11 protein-coding genes are annotated in these 14,450 nt (G+C 71.2%); 7 read left to right on the top strand and 4 right to left on the bottom strand.

Annotation, left to right across the window (positions count from 1 at the left end):
- Nucleotides 1-192: 192 nt before the first annotated feature.
- On the top strand, nt 193-3,489 hold the full coding sequence (locus ACOJV7_RS06295) for a S8 family serine peptidase (protein WP_420189276.1): 3,297 nt from the start codon (nt 193-195) through the stop codon (nt 3,487-3,489).
- 156 nt (nt 3,490-3,645) lie between these two features.
- Here the strand turns inward: ACOJV7_RS06295 and ACOJV7_RS06290 are convergent, their stop codons facing one another.
- Nucleotides 3,646-4,350, bottom strand: coding sequence for a hypothetical protein (locus ACOJV7_RS06290; RefSeq protein ID WP_420189275.1), 705 nt, complete (start codon nt 4,348-4,350; stop codon nt 3,646-3,648).
- 356 nt (nt 4,351-4,706) lie between these two features.
- Here ACOJV7_RS06290 and pdhA point away from each other — a divergent pair, with 356 nt between their 5' ends.
- The 5 genes from pdhA to ACOJV7_RS06265 are packed head-to-tail and all read left to right on the top strand — an operon-like array spanning nt 4,707 to nt 10,383.
- Nucleotides 4,707-5,804, top strand: coding sequence for a pyruvate dehydrogenase (acetyl-transferring) E1 component subunit alpha (gene pdhA / locus ACOJV7_RS06285; protein ID WP_420190380.1), 1,098 nt, complete (start codon nt 4,707-4,709; stop codon nt 5,802-5,804).
- Entirely contained in the window at nt 5,801-6,787 is a 987-nt protein-coding gene (locus tag ACOJV7_RS06280; RefSeq protein ID WP_420189274.1) for an alpha-ketoacid dehydrogenase subunit beta, read from the top strand. Before pdhA ends, ACOJV7_RS06280 begins: the two co-directional genes overlap by 4 nt.
- A 26-nt stretch (nt 6,788-6,813) precedes the next feature.
- A complete protein-coding gene (locus ACOJV7_RS06275) occupies nt 6,814-8,322 on the top strand; it encodes a dihydrolipoamide acetyltransferase family protein (protein ID WP_420189273.1) in 1,509 nt (502 codons plus the stop codon).
- Nucleotides 8,323-8,378: 56 nt separating this feature from the next.
- A complete protein-coding gene (locus ACOJV7_RS06270; RefSeq protein WP_420189272.1) occupies nt 8,379-9,578 on the top strand; it encodes an MFS transporter in 1,200 nt (399 codons plus the stop codon).
- Between the two features lie 46 nt (nt 9,579-9,624).
- Nucleotides 9,625-10,383, top strand: a complete 759-nt coding sequence (locus ACOJV7_RS06265) for a helix-turn-helix transcriptional regulator (protein WP_420189271.1) — start codon at nt 9,625-9,627, stop codon at nt 10,381-10,383.
- 64 nt (nt 10,384-10,447) lie between these two features.
- Here the strand turns inward: ACOJV7_RS06265 and ACOJV7_RS06260 are convergent, their stop codons facing one another.
- From ACOJV7_RS06260 to ACOJV7_RS06250, 3 genes are all read right to left on the bottom strand, one after another.
- On the bottom strand, nt 10,448-12,109 hold the full coding sequence (locus ACOJV7_RS06260; protein ID WP_420189270.1) for an MDR family MFS transporter: 1,662 nt from the start codon (nt 12,107-12,109) through the stop codon (nt 10,448-10,450).
- Nucleotides 12,106-12,684, bottom strand: a complete 579-nt coding sequence (locus ACOJV7_RS06255) for a MarR family winged helix-turn-helix transcriptional regulator (protein ID WP_420189269.1) — start codon at nt 12,682-12,684, stop codon at nt 12,106-12,108. The genes ACOJV7_RS06260 and ACOJV7_RS06255 overlap by 4 nt, the downstream gene beginning before the upstream one ends.
- A gap of 78 nt (nt 12,685-12,762) precedes the next feature.
- Nucleotides 12,763-13,611 (bottom strand): maleylpyruvate isomerase family mycothiol-dependent enzyme, encoded by an 849-nt coding sequence (locus ACOJV7_RS06250; protein ID WP_420189268.1) that lies wholly within the window; start codon nt 13,609-13,611, stop codon nt 12,763-12,765.
- A gap of 33 nt (nt 13,612-13,644) precedes the next feature.
- On the opposite strand from ACOJV7_RS06250, the gene ACOJV7_RS06245 reads away from it, so the two are divergent.
- Nucleotides 13,645-14,439: a UbiA family prenyltransferase gene (locus ACOJV7_RS06245; RefSeq protein ID WP_420189267.1), complete on the top strand. Its 795-nt coding sequence runs from the start codon at nt 13,645-13,647 to the stop codon at nt 14,437-14,439.
- Nucleotides 14,440-14,450 lie beyond the last annotated feature (11 nt).

The raw sequence follows: 14,450 nt of genomic DNA, 5'->3' as shown, positions 1-14,450 counted from the left end.
GGGTGGTGTGGCGGGTCAGGCCCACCCCTAGGGGTGGAAGTTCGGCGACGCGCCGAACAATGCACACATTTCTTTGTCCACCCTCTGGCGGGTCGGGCGGCGAGAGGTCACACTGCTTCTCATGCCCGCGACAGCGGGTGACTCGTGGGGGCCGTTCGGGGTGTCCATGAGCGAACCCGAGAGGACACCGACGTGACCCGACGCCCCCTGCGCCGAGGCCTGACGACGGTTGCCGGACTCGCTGCCGCGGCGCTCGCCGCCACGGCAGCCGCACCCCCGTCCGGGGCTGCGCCGAGCGACCGCGAGATCACCATTGCGAAGGCGCCCAACGCGCAGTCGCCCAACAGCACGCCCAAAAAGGCCAAGCCGGCAGACAAGCTCGGACGTCACGACCGTGACCTCCTCGAGAAGGCTGCGGACGCCAACACCTCCCGTGTCGTCGTCATGATCTCGACCGAGAAGGGCGAGACCGCAGCCGCGGTCGAGGCCATCGAGGCGAGCGGTGGCCAGGTGGCCACGGTCAACGACCGCGTCGGCTACATCAGCGCGAGCGTCCCGACCGGCAAGGTGGACGCCGTCGCCAAGAACGCGGCGATCGTCGCGGTCGACCTCAACGAGCGCATCGCTCTGCCCCGCCCCGAGGCCGAGTCCGCGTCCGGTGCCGAGGCCGCGTCGGTTCCCGCCCCCGGTGCCTCCACCCCGGACGACAACCCCTTCATGCCGACCCGTGACATCGGGTCGATCGCCTTCAAGAAGGCGAACCCCACCTTCGACGGCCGCGGCACGACGATCGGCATCATCGACTCGGGCGTCGACCTCGGCCACCCGGCGCTGCAGAAGACCTCGACGGGCGAGCGCAAGATCGTCGACTGGGTCACCGGCACGCACCCGCTGCTCGAGAGCGACGGCTCCTGGCGCGCGATGCTCACGACCGTCACCGGGCCCTCCTTCACCCTCAACGGTGTCGGCACCTACACGGCGCCCGCCGGAACCTACAAGTTCCAGCGCGTCTCCGAGAACATCTCGACAGCCTCCGACGCCAAGGGTGACTTCAACCGCGACGGTGACACCAACGACCGCTGGGGCATCCTCTACGACGAGGCGACCCACGACATCTGGGTCGATGCCAACCAGGACTTCGTCTTCTCCGACAGCGAGAAGATGCGTCCCTACAAGGAGAAGTTCGACATCGGCCACTTCGGTGTCGACGACCCCGCCACCGACATCGCCGAGTCGATGCCCTTCGTCGTCGAGTACCGCGAGGACGTCGACCTCACCGCGGCCGGGATGCCCGGCCAGAAGGCCGACTTCGTCAACATCGGCGTCGTCGAGTCCGCGCACGGCACGCACGTCGCCGGCATCACGGCGGCCAACGGCCTCTTCGGCGGAACGATGAACGGCCAGGCGCCCGGCGCCAAGCTCGTCTCGACGCGCGCCTGCTCGTGGGGCGGTGGCTGCACCGCGGTCGCGCTGACCGACGGCATGGTCGACCTCGTCGCCAACCGTGGCGTCGACGTCGTCAACATGTCGATCGGTGGCCTCCCGGCCCTCAACGACGGCAACAACGCGCGCGCCCGCCTCTACGACTCCCTCATCAAGGAGTACGGCGTCCAGATCGTCATCTCGGCCGGCAACAGCGGCCCGGGCATCAACTCGATCGGTGACCCGTCGGTCGCCACCGACGTCGTCTCCGTCGCCTCCTCGATCACCAAGGAGACGTGGAAGTCGAACTACGGCGCCGCCGTCACCTCGGACATCGCCCTGCACAACTACTCCTCGCGCGGCCCGCGCGAGGACGGTGGCTTCAAGCCCAACGTCATGGCGCCCGGCTCGGCCGTCTCGTCGATCCCGACGTGGCAGCCCGGTGGCCCGGTCCCCGAGGCCGGCTACGCCCTGCCCGCGGGCTACGCCCACTTCAACGGCACCTCGATGGCCGCTCCGCAGACCGCGGGTGCCGCGGCCCTGCTCCTGTCGGCCGCCAAGGCGACGAACGTCAAGGTGACCCCGCGTCAGTTGCGTGACTCGCTCTACACGACCGCGGACTACAAGGACAACATCGAGGCCATCGGCCAGGGTGCCGGACTCGTCGACGTCCCCGAGGCGTGGACGCTGCTCAAGACGGCCCCGAAGTCGCAGGACTACACCGTCACGGCGCCGGTCTGCACCCCGCTGTCCGGCTTCCTCGCGACGCCGCACCAGGGCACCGGCCTCTACAACCGCTGCGCCGCCGACGCCGGTGGCCTCTCCGCCGGTGTCTCGAAGAACGTCACCCTGACCTCGACGCGCACCTCCGGCGTCAAGGGCAACGTCAAGCACAACCTGCGGCTCGTCGGCAACGACGGCACGTTCACCCTCCCGGTGACCCAGCGCCCGCAGCCGCTCGGCAGCTCGGTCGACATCCCGGTCAAGGTCCTCACCTCGAAGCCCGGCGTCCACTCGGCGATCCTCGAGATCGACGACCCGAACACCTCTGTGGTCGACAAGCGCGTCCTCCTCACGGTCGTCCTCGCGCAGGACGTCAAGGCCCCGACCTACTCGGTGTCCAAGACCGGCACGGTGGAGCGCAACCTCTTCCAGAAGTTCTTCGTCACGGTCCCGGAGGGCGCCAAGGCCCTCCAGGTCAACCTCGGCAAGTACGCCGACGGGTCGCAGGTCCGCTGGATCGCCTACAACCCGTACGGCAACCCGGTCGAGTCGACGTCGTCGCTCGTCTGCTTCACCAACTACAACGACGGCGGTGGCTGCAACCCGACGTCGCGCAGCTACTCGAACCCGCTCCCGGGCATCTGGGAGCTCCAGGTCGAGGCGCGTCGCACCACGGTCCCGACGGACAACCCGTTCGAGATCACGGCCAGCGCCCAGGGCGTCACCGTGAACCCGGCGACCCAGACGGTCCCGTCGGCCAAGGTCGGCGAGGCCGCCCCGGTCTCGTGGACGGTCACGAACGACCTCGCGCCCGTCACCGTCGCCCCGAAGGGCGGGCCGCTCGGCTCGGCCGTGTCGGAGCGCAAGACGATCGCCAACCACGAGCTCCAGAAGTTCACGGTCACGATCCCCGAGGGTGCGACCAAGTTCGTCGCCAAGATCGGCAACACCGCCGACCCGGCTGCCGACCTCGACCTCTTCGTCCGCAACGCGGCGGGGACGATCGTGGCCCAGCAGGCCGACGGTGACAGCGAGGAGGCCGTGACGATCAACGGACCGGCCGCCGGCACCTACACCGTCGAGGTCGACGGCTACTCGGTCCCTGCCGGCTCGAGCCAGTACGACTACCTCGACGTCTTCTACTCGGCCGGTCTCGGCACCCTCTCGGTGCCCGCAACGACGACCGAGCTGGCGACGGGTGCGTCGACGGCGGTCACCGGTCAGCTGACGGTCGCGGCGGTCCCCGCCTCCGGCCGCCAGGTCTCCGGCGAGATGCAGGTCCTCTCGGAGGCCGGCGCGCTGCTCGGCACCGGTGCGGTCCTCATCGGCTCGGTCACCCCGTGACCCTGGTCTGACCCACGCAGAGGGCCCCGCGGCGAACCTTCGCCGCGGGGCCCTTCGCCGTCCTCGGCGTCGTGACGCCGGTGGCCCTCGACGCCGGTGGCCCTCGACGCCGGTGGCCCTCGACGCCGGTGGCCCTCGACGCCGGAGGGCGTCGGCTCACTGCACGGGCAGAACCGTCTGCACCTCGAACGCCGGTCCCTGCTGGCACGTCGTCATGACGTCGTCCCGGCGCACGCCGCGAACGCTCACCCGCTGCCCCTCGGGGACGGTGACCGTGCCGACGAGGACGAAGGCACCCTGGTCGCTCTGGAGGACGCGGCACCCGGCCTCGACGCCCGGTGACACGACGCCGGTGAGCGTTTCGGTCTGTCCCACGACCGGTGGGGTGGGCAGCACGGGCAGGTCCTCGACGAACCCTCCCTCGATCGCCCTGCTCACGTGGAAGGGCAGCCCCTGCGGGCACGCCGGGTCCATCGAGTCCATCGCGACCCCGTCGACCCGGTATGCCGTCCCGGCCCGGAGGGTGCCCGTCTCGCCGATGAGGACCCACACCGTCGCGTCGCGGTCGTTCTTGAAGGCGGTGCAGCCACCCTCAGTGCTCGTGACCCGGCCGTTCATCGTCGTGGGGCGGGCGCGCCCCGACGGCGGCATGCTCGGCGTCGTCGACCCGGGCCCGCCGGCGGACTGGGTCGGCGACGACGACGAGGGCGACGACGACGAGGGTGACGACGAGGGCATGCTCGAGGGTCCCACGGACCCGCCGTCGCCACCGGTTCCCGAGCCGCACGCGGTGAGGAGGCCGAGCACACAGGCCGCGGTGACGGCATACGGGATCGTGAGGTGGGGCGGGCGCGGCGACATGGTCACGAACCTACGACGCGACGAGATCGGTCCGCGGTTCCGTGCCGCGGCGGCCAGCACGTTTGGGAGGTCTCGCCACCCTCGCGGTACGTTTGGCCCAGCAGGCTTGGGAAGCGTCGTTCACACCCCGAACGCCCCTCCCCAGACACCGCCGTCCGGGCCGCGCGCGCACGAGCGCGAGGAGCCGGCGGCCCGAACCGGACGACCGCCACGAGCGGGCGTCCCAGGGAACAGGAGCCCCCGTGAGCGACACCGACGTCGCTGCCACGCCGCCGACCGGTGGCATCGACCACCACGTCTCGGTGGACCCGGCAGCACAGACCGAGCCCCGTGCGGCGGCCGACGGCGGCCCCGACATGGTCCAGCTGCTCACCCCCGAGGGTGAGCGCCTCGCGCACGCGGACTACGACGCCGTCATCGACGCGATGAGCCACGACGACCTGCGCGGTCTCTACCGCGACCTCGTCCTCATCCGCCGCGTCGACCAGGAGGCCACCGCCCTCCAGCGACAGGGCGAGCTCGGCCTCTGGGCCTCGCTCCTCGGCCAGGAGGCCGCCCAGATCGGCGCCGGTCGCGCCATGCGCAAGCAGGACCACTGCTTCCCCGGCTACCGCGAGCACGGCATCGCCTGGGCGCGCGGCGTCGACCCGATGCGCCTCATCGCGATGTACCGCGGTGTCGACAAGGGCGCGTGGGACCCGGCGGAGTTCGGCTTCCACCCCTACACGATCGTCATCGGCAACCAGAGCCTGCTCGGCACCGGCTACGCCATGGGCATCCAGCGCGACGGCGCCGTCGGCACCGACGACCCCGAGCGCGACGCCGCCGTCATCGCCTGCATGGGCGACGGCGCCACCGCGCAGGGTGACAACAACGAGTCGTTCGTCTTCGCCGGCGTCTACAACAGCCCGGTCGTCTTCTTCTGCCAGAACAACCAGTGGGCCATCTCCGAGCCCAACGAGCGCCAGACCCGCGCCCCGATCTACAAGCGCGCCGACGGCTTCGGCTTCCCCGGCATCCGCGTCGACGGCAACGACGTCCTGGCTGTGTATGCCGTGACGACCGCGATGCTCGACCGCGCGCGTTCCGGCCAGGGCCCCTCGCTCATCGAGGCGTTCACCTACCGCATGGCCGCCCACACGACGTCGGACGACCCGACGAAGTACCGCGTCTCCGCCGAGGTGGAGATCTGGAAGCTGCGCGACCCGATCGCCCGCTACCGCCGCTGGCTCACCTCCGAGGGCATCGCCGACGCCGACTTCTTCGACGGAGTCGACCGCGAGGCCGACGAGCTCGGCGAGCACGTTCGCAGCGCGACCGTGTCGATGGAGGACCCCGACGTGTCCGACATCTTCGACCAGGTCTACGTCGAGCCGCACCGCCAGGTGCAGGACGACAAGGCGACGTTCACCGCCTACCACGAGTCGTTCGAGACGGAAGGAGCGCAGGCATGACCACGCAGAAGACGACCATCGCCAAGGCGCTCAACGCCGGGCTGCGCAAGGCCATGGAGAAGGACCCCAAGGTCATCCTCCAGGGCGAGGACATCGGCAAGCTCGGCGGAGTCTTCCGCATCACCGAGCACCTCCAGAAGGACTTCGGCGAGGACCGCGTCATCGACACGCCGCTCGCCGAGTCGGGGATCATGGGCACGGGCATCGGCCTCGCGCTGCGCGGCTACCGCCCCGTCGTCGAGATCCAGTTCGACGGGTTCGTCTACCCGGCGTTCGACCAGATCGTCTCGCAGCTGTCCAAGCTGCACTCGCGCTCGCGCGGCGCCGTCAAGGTGCCCGTCGTCGTCCGCATCCCCATGGGTGGCGGCATCGGCGCGGTCGAGCACCACAGCGAGTCCAACGAGGCCTACTTCGCGCACACCCTCGGGCTGCGCGTCGTCTTCTGCTCCAACCCCGAGGATGCCTACTGGATGATCCAGCAGGCCATCGAGTGCGACGACCCGGTGATCTTCTACGAGCCCAAGCGGCGCTACCACGAGAAGGGCGAGGTCGACCTCGACGCTCCCGCCGCCCCGCGCGACCTCTTCTCCGCCCACACCGTGCGCGAGGGCACCGACGTCACCGTCGCCTGCTGGGGACCCATGGTCCGCACCTGCCTCGACGCCGCCAAGGTGGCCGCCGAGGAGGGCACCTCGCTCGAGGTGATCGACCTGCGCTCGGTGAGCCCGCTCGACATCGACGCCATCACCCGCTCGGTCGAGAAGACCGGCCGGCTCGTCGTCGCCCAGGAGGCGCCGTCGTTCGTGTCGGTGGGTTCCGAGATCGCCGCGCTCGTCACGGAGCGCTGCTTCTACTCGCTCGAGGCGCCGGTCATCCGGGTCGCGGGCTGGAACACGCCCTACCCGGCATCGAAGCTGGAGGAGCACTACCTGCCCGACCTCGACCGCGTGCTCGACGGCGTCGACCGCGCGCTCGCCCACTGACCCGACGCTGAGGAGAGACCACACCCATGGGTGCGAAGCACTTCAACCTCCCCGACCCCGGTGAGGGCCTGCTCGAGGCCGAGATCGTCGAGTGGAAGGTCGCCGTCGGCGACACCGTCAAGGTCAACGACATCGTCGTCGAGATCGAGACCGCCAAGTCGCTCGTCGAGCTGCCCATCCCGTGGGCCGGCACCGTCTCGGCGCTGCTCGTCAACGTCGGCGACGAGGTCGAGGTAGGCACTCCGATCATCACCATCGACGACGGCCAGGGTGGCGAGTCCGGTTCTGCCGCACCGGCCCCCACGTCGGCATTGGCTTCGGCCGGCGCGCAGAGCTCGGTCGAGGTCGGCCCGGGCAATGCCGCGGCTGCGGCTGACACCGAGGCCGAGGAGGAGCCGGTCAAGACCCTCGTCGGCTACGGCCCCAAGGCCGGTGGCACGACCCGTCGCGCCCGCAAGGCCGCGGCCCCCTCCGCGGCTTCCGCTTCGGCGGCCCCTGATCCCGCCGCTCCGGCTCCTGCTGCTCCAGCCCCTCCTGCTCCCGAGCCGGCGCCGTCCGCGGCGCCGGCCGCCGCTCCGGCGGGCGCGAGCGGGAAGGTGCTCGCCAAGCCGCCGGTCCGCAAGCTCGCCAAGGACCTCGGCGTCGACCTCGCCTCCGTCCCCGCCTCGGGTGACGGCGGCATCGTCACGCGCGCCGACGTCGAGTCGTATGCCGCGGGCTCGCCCGCCGCCGCCGGCTCGCCCGCCGCTGTGGTCACGACGGCGCCGGCGGCCGGGATCGGTTCTGCCGCACCGGCATACGGGCCGTTCTCGTCCGGCGAGCGCGAACTGCGCGTGCCGATCAAGGGCGTGCGCAAGATGACCGCGCAGGCGATGGTCGGCAGCGCGTTCACGGCGCCGCACGTCACCGAGTGGGTCACCGTCGACGTCACCGCCACGATGGACCTCGTCGCGCGGCTGAAGAAGGACCGCGAGTTCAAGGAGGTCAAGGTCACGCCGCTGCTCATCCTTGCCAAGGCCATGGTCCTCGCCGCGCGCCGCAACCCCGAGATCAACGCGGCGTGGGACGAGCAGGCCCAGGAGATCGTCCTCAAGAGCTACGTCAACCTCGGCATCGCCGCGGCCACCCCCCGCGGTCTCGTCGTCCCCAACATCAAGGACGCCGACCGGCTCGACCTCCGCGGGCTCGCCGAGGCCATCGGCCAGCTCACCGCGACCGCTCGCGAGGGGCGCACGCAGCCGGCCGACATGTCGGGCGGGACGATCACGATCACCAACATCGGTGTCTTCGGGATCGACGCGGGCACGCCGATCCTCAACCCCGGTGAGGCCGCGATCCTCGCGTTCGGCACGATCAGCCGCCGCCCGTGGGTCGTCACCGACGAGTCCGGCGAGGAGCGCATCGTGCCGCGGTCTGTGACGACGCTGGCGCTGAGCTTCGACCACCGCCTCGTCGACGGCGAGCTCGGGTCGCGCTACCTCGCCGACGTCGCCGCGATCCTCGAGGACCCCTCGCGCGCCCTCGTCTGGGGCTGACCCCGCCGGACCGACGTCGGTCGAGAGCACCCGCTGACCCGTGACAGAGTTGGCGGGTGCTCTCGACGTACCGCCCCCTGTTCGCGATCCCCGGGGCGTGGCGCTTCCTCGCCGCGGGAGCCCTGTCGAGGGTGGGCGGGGCGATGTTCGGCGTCGCGATCATCGTCATGATCGCCACCCGGCGCGACTCCTACGGCCTCGCCGGCGCCGTCTCGGCCGGCGGCATCGTCGTCCTCGCTGTCGCGGGGCCGGTCATCGGACGGCTCGTCGACAAGCACGGCCAGCGACGAGCCTCCATGCCGTTCATCCTCCTCACCTTCGTCGCCGGGCTCGTCACCGTGGTCCTCTCCGCGGTCGGCGCACCCGCGTGGACCCTCTTCGTCGGGTATGCCGTCTCGGCCTTCCTCCCCGAGATGGGGCCGATGTCGCGGGCACGGTGGGCCTGGCTGCTGCGCGACGAGCCCGACGCGCTGCACGCGGCGATGTCGCTCGAGCAGGTCGTCGAGGAGGCGGCATTCGTCCTCGGGCCGGTGCTCGGCGTGCTCGCGGCGACGGTGCTCTTCCCCGAGGCCGGGCTGCTGCTCGCCTATGTCGTCTTCACCGCGGGATCGGTGCTCTTCCTCTCGCAGAGGCGGTCCGAGCCGCCGGTCGTCCCGCACGACGAGCGTCCCCACGGGCTCGCCATCGCCCGGCCCGGGGTGGCGGCGGTCGCGGCGGCGATGTTCATGGTCGGCGGCGTCTTCGGGGGCAACGAGGTCGTCGCGGTCGCGGTCGCCGACGAGGCCGGACGCACCGGCATGAGCTCGGTCATCCTCGGGGCGTTCGCCCTCGGTTCGGCGATCTCCGCGGTCGTCTTCGGCACCCGCCGGTTCTCGGGCTCGATCGCCCGGCGCTTCGTCTGGTGCGCGACGGCGATGTTCGTCCTCGAGGTGCCGGTGCTCCTCGTCGGCGACCTGTGGGGCCTCGCCGGTCTCATGTTCGTCGCCGGGTCGGCCACGGCACCGACGCTCATCACCGGCATGACGCTCGTCCAGCACCTCGTGCCGCGTGCCTTCCTCACCGAGGGCATGGCCGTCGTCATCACCGGGTTGCTCATCGGCCTTGCCTCGGGGACGGCGCTCAGCGGGGTGCTCGTCGACAGGTGGGGCGCGCACGAGACCTTCGCCCTGCCGGTGGGCGCCGCCCTGCTCGCGGCGCTCATCGCCGCGGCCTGGGGCCGGCGCATCGCCGCCGGCGTGCGGCACGCCACGCCCTGAGGTCCTAATGTGGGGACGTTCCGGGCCGGAGTCAGGAGGGGGCGTCATGGAGACCGACAGGCCGTGGCCGCGTTCGCGGTTCTCGCCCGCGCAGCGGGCCTCCGTCCTCGACGCGGGGATGGCCCTGTGGGCCGCCCGCGGCCAGCTCTGCCAGTCGATCGAGGACGGCACTGCGCGTGACTGCGTCGTGGGCGCCGTGGGCGACGAGGTCAACCCCTGGCTTCAGTCCGAGTCGCGTGGCTGGCGCCACCTCCTCTCGGTGAGGCCGACCGCCACCGCCGCCCAGCTGCGGCTGAGCCTCCCGCACAACCGCGACATGGTGCTCCGGGGCCTCGAGATGGTGAGCGTCTTCGACTACGAGCGCCTCGACGACGAGTCCCGCCAGCTCATCATCGACGAGCCCGTCGGCGACTACCTCTTCGGCCTCACGGAGACGCAGATGAAGGTCGTCGACCACGAGGTCGTGCTCCTCGACGGCCCGACCGTCGGCGACGACTACTCCGTCATGGTCGTGCGCTCACCGCGCGTCCTCGAGCTGGCGATGCGCTACTGGAACGCCGTCATGTCCTCGGCCGTCGCCTGCGGGCAGGAGCGTGCCGCTGACCCACAGCTGAGCGACCGCCAGCACCGGATCGTCGGGCTCATGCAGGCCGGGTTGACCGACGAGGCGATGGCCCGCAGCCTCGAGGTCAGCGTGCGCACGGTCCGCTCCGACATCGCCCAGATCCTCGAGGCCCTCCAGGTTCGCTCGCGCTTCTCGGCCGGCTTCCGGCTCGGCCGCTCCGGCGTGGTCCCGCGCACCTGATCGCGCGGCGCGCGGCCGGGTGTGCGTGCGGCCCAGGGCCGGCCTGCGGGCCGGTCTCACCGCCTCAGTGGCCGGCCGCAGCCTCGGCGTCGGCCTCGTTGCGCTCCTGGTAGGCCGAGCCCTTGCGCAGCTCGACCTCGGGCAGGAACCACATGATGGCGAAGCCCACCACCATGACGGCGGCCCCGACGAGGAAGACGTGGTCCATCGCCTCGGAGAAGCCCATGAGGAACGGCTTGGCGAGCCGCTCGTCGAGTGTGCTCAGGAACGAGCTGTCCTGCAGCACACCGCTGCTCGCAGCGGCCGAGGCGTCACCCGAGGCCTGTGACTGCGCCATCTGGCGGGCGAACTCGGCGTTGGCGGGGTCACGCAGGGCCGCCTGGAACTCGGGCGTCGGCGCGACGGTGCGCATCGCCGCGGCGATCTTCTCCGGGACGAGCGAGAAGAGGATGGTGAGGAAGACAGCGGTCCCGATGGTGCCGCCGATCTGACGGGTGAAGGTCGCCGTCGAGGTGGCGACACCGATCTGCTGCGGCGGCACGGCGTTCTGGACGGCGAGGGTGAGCGGCTGGAAGTTGAAGCCGAGCCCGAGGCCGAAGAGGACCATGACGATCATCGTCTGCCAGAGCGGCGTGTCGAACTCGACGTAGTGGAAGACGAAGAGCGACACCATGAGCAAACCGACGCCGACGATGGGGAACCAGCGGTAGCGGCCGGTGCGGCTGATGACCTGACCCGAGATGATCGAGCCCGACATGATGCCGAGCGTCATCGGCACGAGGAGCAGACCGGCCTCGGTGGGCGAGGCGCCCTTGACGATCTGGAGGTAGAGCGGCAGCGAGGCGAGGCCGCCGAACATCGCGATGCCGATGAGGATCGAGGCGGCCGAGGACACAGCGACCGTGCGGTTGCGGAAGAGCGACAGCGGGAGGATCGCCTCGTCACCCATCCGGTTCTCCTGCCAGAAGAAGAGGGCGCCGGCGACGATGCCGATGGCGTAGCAGAGCACGGCGTTGGTCGAGCCCCAGCCCCACTCGCGGCCCTGCTCGGCGACGAGCAGGAGGGGGACGAGCGAGACCGAGAGCAGTGCGGCGCCGGTCCAGTCGATGCGGTGGTCGAGGCGCTGGTGACGCAGGTGCAGGGTCCGCGAGACGAGCGCGAGTGCGGCGATGCCGATCGGCACGTTGACGAGGAAGACCCAGCGCCAGCCGGTGATGCCGAGGATCGTGTCGGCGCCGGCGAAGAAGCCGCCGATGACGGGGCCGAGCACGGACGACGTCCCGAAGACGGCGAGGAAGTAGCCCTGGTACTTGGCGCGCTCACGCGGCGGCACGATGTCGCCGATGATCGCGAGGGCCAGCGAGAAGAGGCCACCGGCGCCGAGCCCCTGGACCGCGCGGAACGCCGCGAGCCCGAACATCGACGTGGCGAAGGTGCAGAGCACCGACCCCATGACGAAGATCGTGATGGCCGCGGTGAAGAACTTCTTGCGGCCGTAGATGTCGGAGAGCTTGCCGTAGAGCGGCGTGACGATCGTCGAGGTGATGAGGTAGGCGGTCGTCGCCCACGCCTGGTGCTCGAGGCCCTTGAGGTCGTCGGCGATCGTGCGGATCGCGGTGGCGACGATGGTCTGGTCGAGCGCCGCGAGGAACATGCCGGACATGAGCCCGACGAGGATCGTGACGATCTGCCGATGGGTGAGCGGCTCGTCGGTGGCGGCGGTCATGCACGGTCCTTGCTCGAGAGGTCTGTGGCGGAGAGGTTCGTGGCGGAGGGGTCCTCGATGGCGAGGGCCTCGGCAGGAAGGTCCTTGGGCGAGGTGTCCTTCGCGGACGGGTCTCGCGGGGTGAAGAGCGGGTGCGCCTCGACGTCTTCGGCGAACCGGCGCAGCAACGTGTCGAAGGTGGCGATGTCGTCCTCGCTCCAGTCGGACGTCACCTCGCCGAGCCACTGGTTGCGCCGGTCGCGGATGGTCGTGAGGAGCTCGCGACCCTCATCGGTGAGGGTGAGCATGTGCGCCCGCCCGTCGCGCGGGTCGGCGATACGCGAGACGTAGCCCTGGGCGACGAGGGCACTCACCTGGCGGCTCACCGTCGAGATGTCGAGATGGACGCGCTCGGCGATCTCGGACACCCGGCGGGGATCGCCGGTGAGGTTGAACATCAGCGGGTAGCCGACGGGGTCGACCTGAGGGTGAACCCGGGGTGCGCGCTGCTTCACGGCGCCCATGAGCTTCATCGCGCGGACGAGGGAGTCCCCGAAGGAGGAGCGCACCGACGCGCTGTCAGGTGGTTGCGGCATACAAGCAAGTGTGCACCCGATGGTTGCACCACACAACCGAGCTCGGCGAGGACCCGCAACCGGTGCGGACCGGAGTGGTCAGGGAGCGATGACGAGCGCGTCGAGGACGCGCCGCGCGATCTCCTCGTCGCCGGTGACGGTGACGTGGGTGTCGGCCGTGCTCACCCGTCCGGCCGCTCGCCGTGTCGCGGCCTGCGTCGACATCGTGAGCGTCGTCGTGACGACGTCCGGGTGCTGCTCGGCGTCGCCGGTGAAGAGAGGTATGCCGTGCGCCTTGCCGTCGCGCTCCTCCACCCGGGCGCCGGACCGGCCCACGACGGGTCCGGTGAGGTCGAGGATGACCGCGTGCCCGGCGGGGACGGCCGCGGTGCGGGCGACGATGCGGGGGAGGGCGCGGAAGAGGAGGTTCACCGTGTGCGCGGCGGCCGCGGTGTCGAGGTTGCCGGGCCGGCCGATGGCCTCGCGGATGTCCTGCTCGTGCACCCAGAGGTCGAAGAGGCGGCTCGACATGAGACCGAGCAGCGTCGTCGGGCCGAAGGGCCCGGTCGCGGGGTCGTCGGGCGCGGTCGTCTCCGCCTCAAGGTGGCGGACACGGCTGGCGACGAGCGCGTCGAGCTCTTCGAGCAGCTCCTCGAGCGAGCGGCCGCGTCGCGAGCGCAGGAAGCGGTCCACGATGTCGTCGATGTGTTGCGGCGAGCCCGCCTCGGTCTCCGCCGTCAGGCCGGGCGGGTCCTCGCCCTGGACCCACGCCTCCAGGCTCACGACGTGGGCGAACTGGTCCAGGACGGTCCACCCGGGGCAGGCCGTGTCGCGCTCGGCGTCACCCGGACGCAGGGAGTGCCCGAGGTCGCTGATCGCCTGGACCGTCTGGGCGTAGGCCGCGGTGAGCGCGGGCAGGTCCTCGGGTGGAGCCGGGTGCAGCGTCATGCCGTCACCCTAGTGAGTGCCTAGGGTGAAGGGGTGGTGACGACCGGCGCGGGTGCCCTGCTGCGTGCGGCGCATGCCGGTCCGGCGCTCGCGGTCACCGTGCTGACCGCGCTCCTCGCCGTCTCCGCAGGTCTCGGGCCCGCGAGGGCGATCCTCGTCACCGCCGCAGTTCTCGCGGGGCAGCTCTCGGTCGGCTGGTCCAACGACCTGCGCGACCGGTCGCGTGACGCCGCCGTCGGCCGGGCGGACAAGCCGCTCGCGACCGGCGAGCTCTCGGTGCGGCTCGTCCAGGGGGCGTGCGCCCTCGCGGTCGTCGCGACCGTCGTGCTCTCGCTCGCCTGCGGTGTCGCGCCCGGACTCGTGCACCTGCTCTGCGTCGCCTCGGCGTGGGCCTACAACCTCTGGCTCAAGGCGACCGCCGCGTCGTGGCTGCCGTATGCCGTGTCGTTCGGTGGGTTGCCCATCTTCGTCCACCTCGCCGGCGGCTCGACGCCGCCGGCCGAGGTCGTCGCCGGGGGAGCGCTGCTCGGCGTCGGCGCCCACCTGCTCAACGTCGTCCCCGACCTCGCCGACGACGAGGCCACCGGCGTGCGCGGGCTGCCGCACCGGCTCGGCGCCCGAGGCAGCACCCTTCTCGCCGTCCTGCTGCTCGTCAGCGCGACGACCGCACTGCTCGTCACCGGCACGATCGGCCTCGCCGGGTCCGCCGTCGGGGCACTCGTCGTGGCAGGCTTGGCAGCGCTCGCCCTCGTCGGCCGCGGCCGGGCACCCTTCTACTCCGCCGTCGGGATCGCCCTGACCGACGTCGTCCTCCTGGTGGCCCGATGAGCCGATCGGCG

This window comes from Knoellia tibetensis (genome assembly GCF_048606415.1).
Taxonomy (GTDB): domain Bacteria; phylum Actinomycetota; class Actinomycetes; order Actinomycetales; family Dermatophilaceae; genus Knoellia; species Knoellia tibetensis.
Note: the sequence above shows the minus strand (reverse complement) of the source record. Positions and strands in the feature narration are given on the sequence as shown.

Excerpts from the sequence above, each read along its gene's own strand:
- pdhA (WP_420190380.1), top strand. The coding sequence starts at position 4,707 with ATGGTCCAGCTGCTCACCCCCGAGGGTGAGCGCCTCGCGCACGCGGAC.
- ACOJV7_RS06280 (WP_420189274.1), top strand. The coding sequence starts at position 5,801 with ATGACCACGCAGAAGACGACCATCGCCAAGGCGCTCAACGCCGGGCTG.
- ACOJV7_RS06250 (WP_420189268.1), bottom strand. The coding sequence starts at position 13,611 with ATGACGCTGCACCCGGCTCCACCCGAGGACCTGCCCGCGCTCACCGCG.
- ACOJV7_RS06255 (WP_420189269.1), bottom strand. The coding sequence starts at position 12,684 with ATGCCGCAACCACCTGACAGCGCGTCGGTGCGCTCCTCCTTCGGGGAC.
- ACOJV7_RS06290 (WP_420189275.1), bottom strand. The coding sequence starts at position 4,350 with ATGTCGCCGCGCCCGCCCCACCTCACGATCCCGTATGCCGTCACCGCG.
- ACOJV7_RS06275 (WP_420189273.1), top strand. The coding sequence starts at position 6,814 with ATGGGTGCGAAGCACTTCAACCTCCCCGACCCCGGTGAGGGCCTGCTC.
- ACOJV7_RS06260 (WP_420189270.1), bottom strand. The coding sequence starts at position 12,109 with ATGACCGCCGCCACCGACGAGCCGCTCACCCATCGGCAGATCGTCACG.
- ACOJV7_RS06265 (WP_420189271.1), top strand. The coding sequence starts at position 9,625 with ATGGAGACCGACAGGCCGTGGCCGCGTTCGCGGTTCTCGCCCGCGCAG.